Here is a 12,661-nt window from a genome sequence, read left to right as displayed (position 1 = left end):
ACCCTGCTGCTGCCTTCCCAGGGCGACCGCGAGATCGCCCTGAAACGGGCGATCCAGGTCGCCGAGCTGATCCTCGGCCGTCTGGCCCGGCCGTTCACCCTGGAAGGCCGTGAATTCTTCGTCACCGCCAGCATCGGTGTGGCCTTGTCGCCCCAGGACGGCGCCGAACTGAGCCTGCTGATGAAGAACGCCGACACGGCGATGTACCACGCCAAGGAGATGGGCAAGAACAACTTCCAGTTCTACCAGGCCGAGATGAACGCCCGCGCCCTGGAGCGCCTGGAACTGGAAAGCGACCTGCGCCGCGCCCTGGAACTGGGCGAGTTCGTCCTCCACTACCAGCCGCAGTTCACCGGCGACGGCCGCCGCCTGACCGGCGCCGAGGCCCTGCTGCGCTGGCAGCATCCGCGCCGCGGACTGGTTCCGCCGAGCGAGTTCATTCCGGTGCTGGAGGAGATCGGCCTGGTCGCCCAGGTCGGTGACTGGCTGCTGGCGGAAGCCTGCAAGCAGTTGCGCAGCTGGCACAAGGCCAAGGTGCGGGTGCCGAAGGTCTCGGTGAACCTCTCGGCGCGGCAATTCGCCGATGGCCAGTTGGGCGAGCGGATCGCCGCGATCCTCTACGAGACAGGCATCCCGCCGGCCTGCCTGGAGCTGGAACTGACCGAAAGCATCCTGATGAGCGACGTCGCCGAGGCCATGCAGATCCTCTCCGGGCTCAAGCGCCTCGGCCTGGCCATCGCGGTGGACGACTTCGGCACCGGCTACTCCTCGCTGAACTACCTCAAGCAGTTCCCCATCGACGTGCTGAAGATCGACCGCAGCTTCGTCGACGGCCTGCCCCACGGCGAACAGGACGCACAGATCGCCCGGGCGATCATTGCCATGGCCCACAGCCTGAACCTGATGGTGATCGCCGAGGGCGTGGAGAGCCAGGCCCAGTTGGACTTCCTTCGCGAGCACGGCTGCGACGAGGTGCAAGGCTACCTGTTCGGCCGGCCGATGCCCGCCGAGCAGTTCGGCATGCTCTACGCCAGCGACGTGCTGTTCATGTTCAACGAGGGCTGAGCCGCCGTGCGGCGCGCTTGAGCGCCGCTTGTCCGCGACATGATGGCCTTTCATGTGCCAGCACCCGCCGCATGGGTTAGAATGCGCGCCTTTTCCCAGCACCGATCCTTATGAGGACCGCCATGTTCAGCCGTGATTTGACCCTCGCCCGCTACGATGCCGAACTCTTTGCCGCGATGGAGCAGGAAGCCCAGCGCCAGGAAGAGCACATCGAGCTGATCGCCTCCGAGAACTACACCAGCCCGGCGGTGATGGAAGCCCAGGGTTCGGTGCTGACCAACAAGTACGCCGAAGGTTATCCGCACAAGCGCTACTACGGCGGCTGCGAGTACGTCGATATCGTCGAGCAACTGGCCATCGACCGCGCCAAGCAACTGTTCGGCGCCGATTACGCCAACGTCCAGCCGCACGCCGGCTCCCAGGCCAACGCCGCGGTCTACCTGGCCCTGCTGTCGGCCGGCGACACCATCCTCGGCATGAGCCTGGCCCATGGCGGCCACCTGACCCACGGCGCCAGCGTCTCCTCCTCCGGCAAGCTGTACAACGCTGTGCAGTACGGCATCGACGCCAATGGCCTGATCGACTACGACGAAGTCGAGCGCCTGGCCGTGGAGCACAAGCCGAAGATGATCGTCGCCGGCTTCTCCGCCTATTCCCAGGTCCTCGATTTCGCCCGCTTCCGCGCCATCGCCGACAAGGTCGGCGCCTACCTGTTCGTCGACATGGCCCACGTCGCCGGCCTGGTCGCCGCTGGCGTCTACCCGAACCCGGTGCCGTTCGCCGACGTGGTCACCACCACCACCCACAAGACCCTGCGCGGTCCGCGCGGTGGCCTGATCCTGGCGCGCGCCAACGAGGAGATCGAGAAGAAGCTCAACTCCGCGGTATTCCCCGGGGCCCAGGGCGGTCCGCTGGAGCACGTGATCGCGGCCAAGGCGGTGTGCTTCAAGGAAGCCCTGCAGCCGGAGTTCAAGACCTACCAGCAGCAGGTCCTGAAGAACGCCCAGAGCATGGCCCAGGTCTTCCTCGACCGCGGTTTCGACGTGGTTTCCGGCGGCACCCAGAACCACCTGTTCCTGCTCTCCCTGATCAAGCAGGACATCACCGGCAAAGACGCCGACGCCGCCCTCGGCCGCGCGTTCATCACCGTGAACAAGAACTCGGTCCCGAACGACCCGCGCTCGCCGTTCGTCACCTCCGGCCTGCGCATCGGTACCCCGGCCGTGACCACCCGCGGCTTCAAGGAAGCCGAGTGCCGCGAGCTGGCCGGCTGGATCTGCGACATCCTCGAGAACATGGGCGACGAGTCCGTGGTCGACGGCGTACGCGAGAAGGTCAAGGCGATCTGCGCCAAGTTCCCGGTCTACGGCAACTAAGCGACAAGGCAAGACGAAAGAGCCCGGCAAATGCCGGGCTTTTTCATTTCCTCCGAGGAAGGAGGCGCCGGGTAGCGTTATCGCCGGTCCTCTACATGGATCACCGCCAAAGCCTCGGCATCCTCGCCCCGCCGGGAGCGGCCGTGCATGCCGACGAGCAGCTCGCCGGCGTCCTCCTCCAGTTCCTCGCGAGGGACGAAGGTAAGGATGTCCGGGTGATGCCCGGTCACCACCCAGCCGCGGCCGTTGTCCAGGGTAATCACGCCGAAGTCGCCCGCCGGCGTGCCGACCTGTACCGCTCCCCACTCGGCCAGCAATGCCCGCGCCTGGGCCGCGAGGTCCGGCTCCGGCTGCGTGAGGATCACGCAAGTGCCCTGGGCGAACAGCACCCAGGATTTGTCCGCGCCACGGATGCAGTCCCGCCAGGCGCCGATCAATGCCTCCCTGTCCATTTCCACGCTCCTTTGGCGTCGATGCGCCTCAGCGGCCTTCGACGATGCGTTCGAAGCCCTCGCGGATACTGTCCTCCGGCAGGTTGTCGCCGATGAACACGATCACGCTCTCGCGCGCCTCGTCGTCCCGCCACTCGCTATCCCAGTCGAAGCCGTAGAGTCGCAGCACGCCCTGGAACACCAGGCGACGCGGCTCGTCGGCGATGTTCAGCACGCCCTTGTAGCGCAGCAGGGAATTGCCATGCCACTGCAACAGGTCGTCCATGAACTCGCTCAGTCTTTCGAGATCGAGCGGCGTGTCGCTGCGCAGTACCAGGGTGCCGATGCGATCGCGGCTGTCCTTGGCTGCCACCGCTCGCAGCGGGCGCAGGCCGATGCCAGGACCGAGGTCGGCGTTGAGGTTGAAGCCACGTACGTCGAGCAGGTGCGCCAGGTCGATGCGGCCGTGCTCGACCACATGCACCAGCGCCCTCCGGTTGATCCGTTGCAGGCGCTGGCCCAGGGCCTCGAAGGTGGCGGCGTCGACCAGGTCGGTCTTGCTCACCAGGATGCGGTCGGCAAAGCCGACCTGGGCCTGGGCGATGGTTTCCTGCAGGTGACGCTCGGCGTTGGCGGCGTCCACCAGGGTGATGATGCCGTCCAGCACGTAGCGCTGGCAGAGTTCCTCGTCGGCGAAGAAGGTCTGCGCCACCGGCGCCGGATCGGCCAGGCCGGTGCACTCGATCACCAGGCGGTCGAAGTCGATCTCGCCGTTGTCGCGGCGCTCCAGCAGGAGGAACAGGGCCTTTTCCAGGTCGGTGTTGATCGAGCAGCAGACGCAGCCGTTGGACAGCGTCATCACCTGCACCGGCTCGACGCCGAGCAACTGGCCGTCGATCGGCGTCTCGCTGTACTCGTTCTCGATCACCGCGATCTTCATGCCGTGCTCGGCCTGCAGCAGGTACTTGAGCAGGGTGGTCTTGCCGGCGCCGAGGAAGCCGGTGAGCACGGTAACGGGGATCGGGGCGTGGTTGTCGTTGGCTACTTCGGACATGCGCAACTTCCAGAAAAGACGCGGGCCACGTCAGACGTGGCCCGCGGAAGGATGGGGATTCAGCAGCAGCGGATCGGCCGACCCTTGCCGCCACCGTAGCGCGCCTCCTGGCGCTCGCGGAAGAACTCCTCGTAGGTCATCACCGGCTTGTCCGGGTGCTTGTTGCGCATGTGCTCGACATAGGTGTCGTAGTCGGGCATGCCGACCAGCATCCGGGCGGCCTGGCCCAGGTATTTGCCCATGCGGCTGAGGTCGTTGAACATGGCGAGTTCCTCGTTAAGGCTCCCCGGCGAACCGGGGAGCGCGGCCGGTCAGGCGTCGGGAATGGGCTCGAACGGGGTTTCCTTGTCGGTCCGCTCGCTCTTGCCCCAGGCCGCGATGCCGACCTTGATGGCGTAGAACAGTACGCTGAACACCACCAGCAGGAACAGCACGGTCAGACCGGCGTTGATGTAGGCGTTCAGCACCACGTGCTGCATCTGGCCGATATCCTTGGCCGGCGCCAGCACCTGGCCAGCATCCAGCGCGGTGGCGTACTTCTCGCCAAGGGCGACGAAGCCGACCGCCGGGTTGCTGTCGAAGATCTTGATCAGGCCCGCGGTGGTGGTGCAGATCAGCAGCCAGGCCGCCGGCAGGATGGTGACCCAGACATACTGCTGGCGCTTCATCTTGATCAGGACCACGGTGGCGAGCATCAGCGCGATGCCGGCGAGCATCTGGTTGGAAATGCCGAACAGCGGCCACAGGGTATTGATCCCGCCGAGCGGGTCGACCACGCCCTGGTACAGCAGCCAGCCCCACAGCGCCACGCAGCCGCCGGTGCCGATGATGTTGGCGGTCCACGACTCGGTCTTCTTCAGCGCCGGCACGAAGTTGCCCAGCAGGTCCTGCAGCATGAAGCGCCCGGCACGGGTGCCGGCGTCCACCGCGGTGAGGATGAACAAGGCCTCGAAGAGGATCGCGAAGTGGTACCAGAAGGCCATGGTGTTCTCGCCCGGCAGCACCTGGTGGAGGATGTGCGCGATCCCCACCGCCAGGGTCGGCGCGCCGCCGGCACGGGCCAGGATGGTGGTCTCGCCGATGTCCTGGGCGGTCTGGGTGAGTTGCTCCGGCGTGATGGCGAAGCCCCAGCTGCTGACGGTCGCGGCCACCGCGTTGACGTCGGCGCCGACCACCGCCGGCGGGCTGTTCATGGCGAAGTAGATGCCCGGCTCGATCACCGAGGCGGCGACCATCGCCATGATCGCCACGAAGGACTCCATCAGCATGCCGCCGTAGCCGATGTAGCGGGCGTCGGGCTCGCGGTTGAGCAGCTTCGGCGTGGTCCCCGAGGAGATCAGCGCGTGGAAGCCGGACACCGCGCCGCAGGCGATGGTGATGAACAGGAACGGGAACAGGCTGCCTTTCCAGACCGGGCCGGTGCCGTCGGTGAACTGGGTCAGGGCCGGCATCTTCAGTTCCGGCATGACGATCAGGATGCCGATCGCCAGGCCGATGATGGTGCCGATCTTGAGGAAGGTCGACAGGTAGTCGCGCGGCGCCAGCAGCAGCCACACCGGCAGTACCGAGGCGACGGCGCCGTAGCCGATCAGCATCCAGGTGATCTGGATTCCACTGAAGGTGAAATGCGGCGCCCATTCCGGACTGGCCGCGACCTGCCCGCCGAGCCAGATCGAACCGAGCAGGAGGAACACCCCGATGATCGAGATCTCGCCGATCCGGCCGGGGCGGATGAAGCGCATGTAGACGCCCATGAACAGCGCGATGGGAATGGTCGCGAGGACGGTGAACATGCCCCAGGGGCTGTCGGCCAGAGCCTTCACCACGATCAGCGCGAGCACCGCGAGGATGATGATCATGATCAGGAAGGCGCCGAACAGCGCGATGGTCCCGGCCACCTGGCCCATTTCCTCGCGCACCAGCTCGCCCAGCGAGCGGCCGTTGCGGCGGCTGGAGATGAACAGGACCATGAAGTCCTGCACCGCGCCGGCAAGGACTACGCCGGCGATCAGCCAGAGGGTGCCGGGCAGGTAGCCCATCTGCGCGGCAAGGACCGGACCGACCAGCGGACCGGCGCCGGCGATGGCGGCGAAGTGGTGGCCGAAGAGGATGTGCTTGTTGGTCGGGACGTAGTCCAGGCCATCGTTGTTGAGTACCGCGGGAGTGGCGCGGTTGGGGTCCAGTTGCATCACCTTGCTGGCGATGAACAGGCTGTAGTAACGGTAGGCGACCAGGTAGATGGCCACCGCCGCCACCACGATCCACAAGGCGTTGATCGCTTCGCCACGACGCAGGGCGACGACGCCCAGGGCCGCGGCGCCCACGATCGCCACCACCAGCCAGGCGAGGTGACGTAGCAGGCTATTGTTATTGTTCATAGTGTTTGGCTTCCGACAGATGGAGGGCGCAGTTCTGCAGCGAAAATTCTAGCCGCGAACCGACCAGGGGTCATACGACCTTAGTCTAGAGCGGTTACCGCACGATGGCGGTAGGCGCAATGTCGCAGGAATCCGCCGGAAAAGTCCATGGCCGACAAGGGCCGGCCAGGCGAAAACACTTCGGCGCGGCCTTGCCCTCTCCGTAGGAAGCGCCCTGGGAAAACGCCGTATGCCCAAGCCGCTCGTCTGCCGTGGCAACGGAGGCGGCAACCTCCGGCGGGCAGGCCGCGCACACGAAAAAGCCCGCCGTAGCGGGCTCTTTCCTGGGCCTGAAATCTCAGGCCGGTTGCTTGGCGTAGCGCGCCAGGGTGCCGTCGCGACTCATCACCGCCAGGGTGTTGCTCAGGACCTGCTCGCCCGTCGCATCCTTGCTCGCGAAGATCTCGCCGAAATGCTGCTGGGTGACCTGGGCGAAGTGCGCCCGGTCCTTGGCTTCCACGCCGAGCAGCACGGCATAGGCGTCGAGCGCTTCGCCCTGGCCCTTGGCCATGTCCTCGGCGATGTTGTCGAGCATCCCGTTCATGGCGAAGATCGAGCGGCCGCCGTAGCCCAGGCGAGCATTGGTGTTGCAACCGTTGGTCCCGGAGGTCATGCCGAAGGTGGCGTTGCCCGAGGTACCGTTGGTGGTGGTGGCCAGCAGGTGCGGGAACAGGCCGCGCTGGCCCTCGAACACCATGTTGCCCCAACCACAGCCATTACCGCCTGCCGCGTCGGCGTGTGCCGTCATGCTGCCCAGGCTCAGCAGCCCCAGAACCAACCCCTTGCTCAAAAGTCGCTTGTCCATGTCTGCGCTCCGCAGTTGTATTTTGGAGAAAAACGCTTTAGCAGCTTTGGCGAGACTTGACGAACTGTCAAACTCGGACACATGCCGCCGATCCAGCCGCACAGGCGAGGACGGACGGCACCGCCGATCGAATTCCGCCACTTCCCCGCCGGCATGGCTTGGCTATAGTGGTATCCAGCAGCGCGCACCGAGGGATCGCGACATGAGTGACCAGCACGACGAACGTCGACGTTTCCACCGGATCGCCTTCGACGCCGACAGCGAGATCCTCCAGGGCGAACGGCGCTGGGAGGTCTTGCTCCACGACGTCTCCCTGCACGGCATCCTGGTCGGCCAGCCGCAGGACTGGAACGGCGACCCGCAACGGCCCTTCGAGGCCCGCCTGTACCTGGGCCTGGATGTACTGATCCGCATGGAGATCAGCCTGGCCTGGGCTCGCGACGGCCTGCTCGGCTTCGAATGCCAGCACATCGACCTCGACTCCATCAGCCACCTGCGCCGCCTGGTGGAACTGAACCTAGGCGACGAGGAACTCCTCGAGCGCGAGTTGGCCCTGCTGGTCAGCGCCCACGACGACTGAGGCGGATCACTCGAAGAGGGCGTCCAGGGCCTGCTCGAGGCGCGTCACGGCGATCACCTGCAATCCCGCCGGCGCCTCCTTCGGCGCGTTGCCGAGGGGTACGATGGCACGCTTGAAACCATGCTTGCCGGCTTCCTTCAGGCGCTCCTGGCCGCTCGGCACCGGACGCACCTCGCCGGACAGCCCGACCTCGCCGAACACCAGCAGGTCGTGCGGCAGCGGGCGGTTGCGCAGGCTGGACATCACCGCCGCCATCAACGCCAGGTCGGAGGCGGTTTCCAGCACCTTGACCCCACCCACCACGTTGAGGAACACGTCCTGGTCGTAGGTCGGGATACCGCCGTGCCGGTGCAGCACCGCCAGCAGCATCGCCAGGCGGTTCTGGTCGAGGCCCAGGGTCACCCGCCGCGGATTCGCCAGGTGACTGGTGTCGACCAGCGCCTGGACCTCCACCAGCATCGGCCGCGAGCCTTCCCAGGTGGCCATCACCACGCTGCCGGGCACCGCTTCCTGGGCCCGCGTGAGGAAGATCGCCGAAGGGTTGCTCACTTCCTTCAGGCCTTTGTCGGTCATGCCGAACACTCCCAGTTCGTTGACCGCGCCGAAGCGGTTCTTCACTGCCCGCAGCAGACGCAGGCGGCCGTCTGACTCGCCTTCGAAATACAGTACGGTGTCGACCATGTGTTCGAGCACCCGCGGGCCGGCCAGGGCGCCTTCCTTGGTCACGTGGCCGACCAGGAAGATCGCCGTGCCGCTCTGCTTGGCATAGCGCACCAGCATCGCGGCGCTCTCGCGGACCTGGGCGACGCCGCCCGGCGCCGATTGCAACTGCTCGGTGAAGATGGTCTGGATCGAGTCGATCACCATCACCCGCGGCTGCTCCTGGCGCGCGGTGGCGATGATGGTCTCGATGCTGGTCTCGGTCATCACCTTGAGCTTGTCTTCCGGCAACGACAGGCGCCGCGCGCGCATCGCCACCTGCTGCTGGGATTCCTCGCCGGTGACGTACAGCGCCGGGACGCGGCTGGCCAGGTTGCAAAGGGTCTGCAGGAGAATGGTCGACTTGCCGATGCCGGGATCGCCGCCGATCAGCACCACCGACCCGTCCACCAGGCCGCCGCCGAGAACCCGATCCAGTTCGGTGGAACCGGTCGTGAAGCGCGGCATCTCCTCGACGCTGACCTCCGCCAGGGTCTTCAGGTTGGCCTGCTGGCCGGCCCAGCCGCCGCGCCCGGAGCCGCTCGGCGCGGCCTCGACGACGGTCTCCACCAGGGTGTTCCAGGCCCCGCAGTCCGCGCACTGGCCGGCCCATTTCGGGAAGGTCGCGCCACACTCGGTGCAGCCGTACATGCGCTTGGCCTTGGCCATGGGAACTCCTCTCGCGGGCAAAGCGCAGATGATAGCCGCTGGCTTGATTCCGATCAGCCTCGATCGACCGCGCTTCGCGCGACACTGATGGCCGGACAAGGAGACTTCCATGCGCACACTGCTGTTCCTGCACCTGCTGGGTGCCGCGATCTGGGTCGGCGGCCACCTGGTCCTGGCCCTCGGCATCCTCCCCCGCGCCCTGCGCCGCCGCGATCCCCAAGCGATCCGCGCCTTCGAGCAGGTCTACGAGCGGATCGGCATCCCCGCCCTGCTGCTGCAGGTGGTCAGCGGCCTGTGGCTGGCCAGCCTGTGGCTGCCGTTCGACCACTGGTTCGGCGCCACGCCGGTGGCCCGTGCCCTGCAGCTCAAGCTGCTGCTCCTGGCGGCGACCGCCGCCCTGGGCGTGCATGCGCGCCTGCGCCTGATCCCGAACCTGGACGCCGAGAGCCTGCCGAAGCTGGGCTGGCACATCGCCGCGATCACCCTGGTGGGCCTGTGTTTCGTCGCGGTCGGACAGAGTTTCCGTTTCGGCGGCACCTTCTGAGCATGCCCACATGAAAGAGGGCGCCGGAGGCGCCCTCTTTCATACCGTTGTCGTGAATGAATCAATGGCCTTTTCCGTTGGCCTTCCTCAGCCTCTCGGCGATTTCGTCCTTGAGTTGCACCCGTTGCTGCTTCAACCCCTGCAGCGCCAGGTCGTCGAGGGGTTCGCGACCGCCCTCGACCTCGTAGATGCGCTTGTCGAGGCTCTCATAGTCCGTCGCCAGGCGAGTGAAGTGGGCGTCGTTGCCATGAAGTTGCTTCAGTTCGGCATGAAAATCCGGAAACTCCCGGGAAAGCGGATGTTGCTCGAGCGGCATGACGGACCTCCTCTGACGTTGTATACGACACCTCCAGACTAGCCCAGCAGGCCTCCTCCGAACATTGCCCCCGATCACTTCGCCGCCGCAGTGCCGTTCAGTTCGCCGCGTCGCAGGCTTTCCACGCTGTTGCCCAGCGCATCGCGGGCGCCAAGGTCGGCACCGCGCGCCGACAGCGCCTGGAGCAGCTCCTCGCGCTTGAACAGCGCCGCGTACATGGCCGCGGTCTGCCCTGCGCCGTTGCGCTGGTCGGGGCTGCATTGCGCGCCGATCAGGCGCCGGGCGATGCGGACCTCGCCCTTGAAGATGGCGCCCATCAGGGCGGTGTTGCCGCGCGCATCCTGGACGCAGGGGTCGGCACCGGCCTCCAGCAATTGTTCCACCGCTCCGCCATGGCCGTGGTAGGCGGCCAGGATCAGCGCGGTATAGCCCTTGGCATCCTGCACATCGAGGTCGAAGCCGGCCTCGACGAATTCCTTCAGCATGGCCTGGTCACCGCGTCGGGCGGCATCGAAGAAGTAGTCGCGCAACCGCGCTTCGACCTCGACCCCATGCACCTCGCCACCCTGCGCGGCCAGCGCCGCGAGCAGCAAGCCTGCCAGAATCCAACCTCGCATCGTCGTCATCTCCCGCCAAACCGATAGAGGAAGGGCGGCCTGGATGGCCGCCCCGGTTGCGATCAATCCTGGAGCTTCGCCGCCAGTTGCCGGACGCGCTGCAGATCGGCCCCAGCCACCTTGGCCAGGCCCGTACCGTAGTCGCTGTCAGCCTTGTAGAAGTAGGAAAGCATGATGTACTTGCTCTCGTCGTCGGTGATCGCCAACGCCCCGCCGAGACTGGCGATCAGGTCGGCCTGGTCCTTCTTGCCGTAGGAGCGGAACAGCTCGCCGGTCTGCTTGAAGTTCTGCTCGCGCTGGATCTTCGCCTGCTGGGTGGTGCCACTCAGCGGGGTCCGCACGTAGCGGGCGCTGGCCTGCTCCTCGCGCGGATCGAGCCGGCTCGGCTGGTAGTTCACCCCGCTGGTACTGTGTCCGGCGTTCAGCGCGCCGTCCTGGTTGACGGTATTGACCTCGCTGCGCGGGCGGTTGACCGGCAGGCCCAGGCCGTTGGCGCCGACCCGGTACATCTGGGTGTCGGCGTAGGCGAACAGCCGTCCCTGGAGCAGGCGATCCTCGGAAGGCTCGATGCCCGGCACCAGGTTCGACGGCGCCATGGCGACCTGTTCGGTTTCCTGGAAGAAGTTGTCGACGTTGCGGTTCAGCACCATCTGGCCGATCTTGCGCTCGGGAATGCCCGGCCAGATCTTGGTCGCGTCCAGCGGATCGAAGTCGAATTTCGCCAGGTCCTCGGGCTTGAGCACCTGGATGTACAGGTCCCATTTCGGGAAGTCGCCCTTCCGGATCGCGCTCACCAGGTCATTGGTCATGTGGCTGTAGTCGCGACCCTGGACTTCCGCCACCTGTTTCGGATCGAGGTTCTTCTGGCCCTGCAGGCTCTTCCAGTGGAACTTCACGTAGTGCACTTCGCCCCTGGCGTTGACCAGCTTGTAGGCATGCACGCTGTTGCCGTCCATTTCCCGGTAGCTGGCCGGGGTGCCCTCGTTGGAATACAGCAGGGTCAGGGTGCGGGTCGCCTCCGGCACGTGGGAGAAGAAATCGAAGCGTCGCGAGTCGTCGTCGAGGTTGCTGCGCGGGTCCGGCTTGAAGGCATGGACCATGTCCGGGAACTTGATCGCATCGCGGATGAAGAAGGTCGGGAAGTTGTTGCCCACCAGGTCCCAATTGCCGTCGGCGGTATAGAACTTGGTGGCGAAACCGCGCGGATCGCGCAGGGTTTCCGGGGAGTGGTTGCCGTGCACCACCGCGGAGAAGCGCACGAATACCGGGGTCTTCTCGCCCTTGCGGAAGACCTTGGCCATGCTCAGGTCGCTGATATCGGCGCTGGCGACGAACTCGCCATGGGCGCCGGTGCCACGGGCATGCACCACGCGTTCGGGAATGCGCTCGCGGTCGAAACGTTGCAGCTTCTGCAGCAGTTGCACGTCCTGCAGCAACACCGAACCGTTGGGCCCGGCGGTCTGCGAGTTCTGGTTGTCGCCCACTGGCGCACCGTTGTCACGGGTCAGGGTCGCGGCCTGCACGGACAGCGACAGGAGGCTGGCGGTCAGGCTTGCCGCCACCAGCAGGCGGCCAGGACGGAAGGCGTTCAGGGAAGGGTTCATGGAAGAGCTCCTAATGGCTTTGTCAGGCGTCTTGTTGCGCCCGACCAAGGTAAGGAGCGCCGCCGGCGACGCTAAATTGAAAAACCTCACCGCGCCGATTAGGAATATCAATGCACCCATGAATCGCAAAAAGAAATAAAAAAGACCGCCAGCCGAAGAACGCCCGCGCTGATGCACCAGGCACTCCCAGTCCGCTCGCCGGTAAACGAGTTCACCTTCTTATTTGCCTGCGAAGTTAGGTCGGAGAACCTCGCCACTCCAACTTCAACTTCCGCCATCTGCATGGCGCAGTTCCAAGTTGCCGAAGTTGCTTTGTCTTCTTTCTTGGCGAATTCCTGAAAATCGACATGAGTGTAATGTTTTTCCTCTAAGGATGGTCTGAAGTAGCCATGTATTTCCCCGGCATACCACCTAGCGCAACTTTTAAACTCGCCAAATGATCAAAAAACAATCAATTCGACGAGTATTTCTTACGTTTTCGCCA

12 protein-coding genes and 1 pseudogene are annotated in these 12,661 nt (G+C 65.5%); 4 read left to right on the top strand and 9 right to left on the bottom strand.

The window, feature by feature from the left end; translation table 11 throughout:
- Both morA and glyA read left to right on the top strand, forming a co-directional pair.
- A pseudogene (morA, locus tag FFS27_RS18075) lies at nucleotides 1–1,065 on the top strand (cyclic di-GMP receptor MorA); the annotation flags it as partial.
- A 122-nt stretch (nucleotides 1,066–1,187) separates the two neighbouring features.
- On the top strand, nucleotides 1,188–2,441 hold the full coding sequence (gene glyA, locus FFS27_RS18070; RefSeq protein WP_003094846.1) for a serine hydroxymethyltransferase: 1,254 nt from the start codon (nucleotides 1,188–1,190) through the stop codon (nucleotides 2,439–2,441).
- A gap of 77 nt (nucleotides 2,442–2,518) precedes the next feature.
- On the opposite strand, the gene FFS27_RS18065 is transcribed toward glyA, so the two are convergent.
- The 5 genes from FFS27_RS18065 to FFS27_RS18045 form a co-directional block, all read right to left on the bottom strand.
- Complete coding sequence (locus FFS27_RS18065) at nucleotides 2,519–2,899, bottom strand: hypothetical protein (protein ID WP_003135006.1); 381 nt, start codon at nucleotides 2,897–2,899, stop codon at nucleotides 2,519–2,521.
- A 22-nt stretch (nucleotides 2,900–2,921) separates the two neighbouring features.
- Nucleotides 2,922–3,926 carry a GTPase gene (gene yjiA / locus FFS27_RS18060; RefSeq protein WP_003094852.1) on the bottom strand — a complete coding sequence of 335 codons (1,005 nt, stop codon included), beginning with the start codon at nucleotides 3,924–3,926 and terminating at the stop codon, nucleotides 2,922–2,924.
- 59 nt (nucleotides 3,927–3,985) lie between these two features.
- Nucleotides 3,986–4,189, bottom strand: coding sequence for a YbdD/YjiX family protein (locus FFS27_RS18055; RefSeq protein ID WP_003094856.1), 204 nt, complete (start codon nucleotides 4,187–4,189; stop codon nucleotides 3,986–3,988).
- 48 nt (nucleotides 4,190–4,237) lie between these two features.
- A complete protein-coding gene (locus FFS27_RS18050) occupies nucleotides 4,238–6,304 on the bottom strand; it encodes a carbon starvation CstA family protein (protein WP_003094859.1) in 2,067 nt (688 codons plus the stop codon).
- Nucleotides 6,305–6,641: 337 nt separating this feature from the next.
- Entirely contained in the window at nucleotides 6,642–7,148 is a 507-nt protein-coding gene (locus FFS27_RS18045) for a DUF3015 domain-containing protein (protein ID WP_003094862.1), read from the bottom strand.
- Between the two features lie 202 nt (nucleotides 7,149–7,350).
- Here FFS27_RS18045 and mapZ point away from each other — a divergent pair, with 202 nt between their 5' ends.
- Nucleotides 7,351–7,728, top strand: a complete 378-nt coding sequence (mapZ, locus tag FFS27_RS18040; protein WP_003094864.1) for a cyclic di-GMP-binding protein MapZ — start codon at nucleotides 7,351–7,353, stop codon at nucleotides 7,726–7,728.
- 6 nt (nucleotides 7,729–7,734) lie between these two features.
- Here mapZ and radA read toward each other — a convergent pair whose 3' ends face one another.
- Complete coding sequence (radA, locus tag FFS27_RS18035; RefSeq protein WP_003094867.1) at nucleotides 7,735–9,096, bottom strand: DNA repair protein RadA; 1,362 nt, start codon at nucleotides 9,094–9,096, stop codon at nucleotides 7,735–7,737.
- A 109-nt stretch (nucleotides 9,097–9,205) separates the two neighbouring features.
- Between radA and FFS27_RS18030 the strand changes: the two genes are divergently transcribed.
- A complete protein-coding gene (locus FFS27_RS18030; RefSeq protein ID WP_137952123.1) occupies nucleotides 9,206–9,640 on the top strand; it encodes a CopD family protein in 435 nt (144 codons plus the stop codon).
- Between the two features lie 61 nt (nucleotides 9,641–9,701).
- Here FFS27_RS18030 and FFS27_RS18025 read toward each other — a convergent pair whose 3' ends face one another.
- From FFS27_RS18025 to katB, 3 genes are all read right to left on the bottom strand, one after another.
- Nucleotides 9,702–9,956 carry a YdcH family protein gene (locus tag FFS27_RS18025; protein ID WP_003094873.1) on the bottom strand — a complete coding sequence of 85 codons (255 nt, stop codon included), beginning with the start codon at nucleotides 9,954–9,956 and terminating at the stop codon, nucleotides 9,702–9,704.
- A 74-nt stretch (nucleotides 9,957–10,030) separates the two neighbouring features.
- Complete coding sequence (locus tag FFS27_RS18020) at nucleotides 10,031–10,582, bottom strand: ankyrin repeat domain-containing protein (protein WP_016562360.1); 552 nt, start codon at nucleotides 10,580–10,582, stop codon at nucleotides 10,031–10,033.
- A 53-nt stretch (nucleotides 10,583–10,635) separates the two neighbouring features.
- The gene (gene katB / locus FFS27_RS18015; protein ID WP_003094881.1) at nucleotides 10,636–12,177 is read right to left on the bottom strand and encodes a catalase KatB; all 1,542 of its coding nucleotides are present in this window, start codon (nucleotides 12,175–12,177) and stop codon (nucleotides 10,636–10,638) included.
- Nucleotides 12,178–12,661 lie beyond the last annotated feature (484 nt).

The organism is Pseudomonas sp. 2VD (genome assembly GCF_005503585.1).
Classification (GTDB): Bacteria; Pseudomonadota; Gammaproteobacteria; order Pseudomonadales; family Pseudomonadaceae; genus Pseudomonas; species Pseudomonas aeruginosa.
The sequence above is the reverse complement of the archived record's forward strand: the minus strand, read 5'-3'. Positions and strand labels throughout refer to the sequence as shown.

What these genes read in the sequence shown, in the direction of transcription:
- FFS27_RS18020 (WP_016562360.1), bottom strand. Translation starts at nt 10,582, where the DNA reads ATGACGACGATGCGAGGTTGGATTCTGGCAGGCTTGCTGCTCGCGGCG.
- mapZ (WP_003094864.1), top strand. Translation starts at nt 7,351, where the DNA reads ATGAGTGACCAGCACGACGAACGTCGACGTTTCCACCGGATCGCCTTC.
- katB (WP_003094881.1), bottom strand. Translation starts at nt 12,177, where the DNA reads ATGAACCCTTCCCTGAACGCCTTCCGTCCTGGCCGCCTGCTGGTGGCG.
- yjiA (WP_003094852.1), bottom strand. Translation starts at nt 3,926, where the DNA reads ATGTCCGAAGTAGCCAACGACAACCACGCCCCGATCCCCGTTACCGTG.
- FFS27_RS18025 (WP_003094873.1), bottom strand. Translation starts at nt 9,956, where the DNA reads ATGCCGCTCGAGCAACATCCGCTTTCCCGGGAGTTTCCGGATTTTCAT.
- glyA (WP_003094846.1), top strand. Translation starts at nt 1,188, where the DNA reads ATGTTCAGCCGTGATTTGACCCTCGCCCGCTACGATGCCGAACTCTTT.
- FFS27_RS18055 (WP_003094856.1), bottom strand. Translation starts at nt 4,189, where the DNA reads ATGTTCAACGACCTCAGCCGCATGGGCAAATACCTGGGCCAGGCCGCC.
- FFS27_RS18030 (WP_137952123.1), top strand. Translation starts at nt 9,206, where the DNA reads ATGCGCACACTGCTGTTCCTGCACCTGCTGGGTGCCGCGATCTGGGTC.
- radA (WP_003094867.1), bottom strand. Translation starts at nt 9,096, where the DNA reads ATGGCCAAGGCCAAGCGCATGTACGGCTGCACCGAGTGTGGCGCGACC.
- FFS27_RS18045 (WP_003094862.1), bottom strand. Translation starts at nt 7,148, where the DNA reads ATGGACAAGCGACTTTTGAGCAAGGGGTTGGTTCTGGGGCTGCTGAGC.
- FFS27_RS18050 (WP_003094859.1), bottom strand. Translation starts at nt 6,304, where the DNA reads ATGAACAATAACAATAGCCTGCTACGTCACCTCGCCTGGCTGGTGGTG.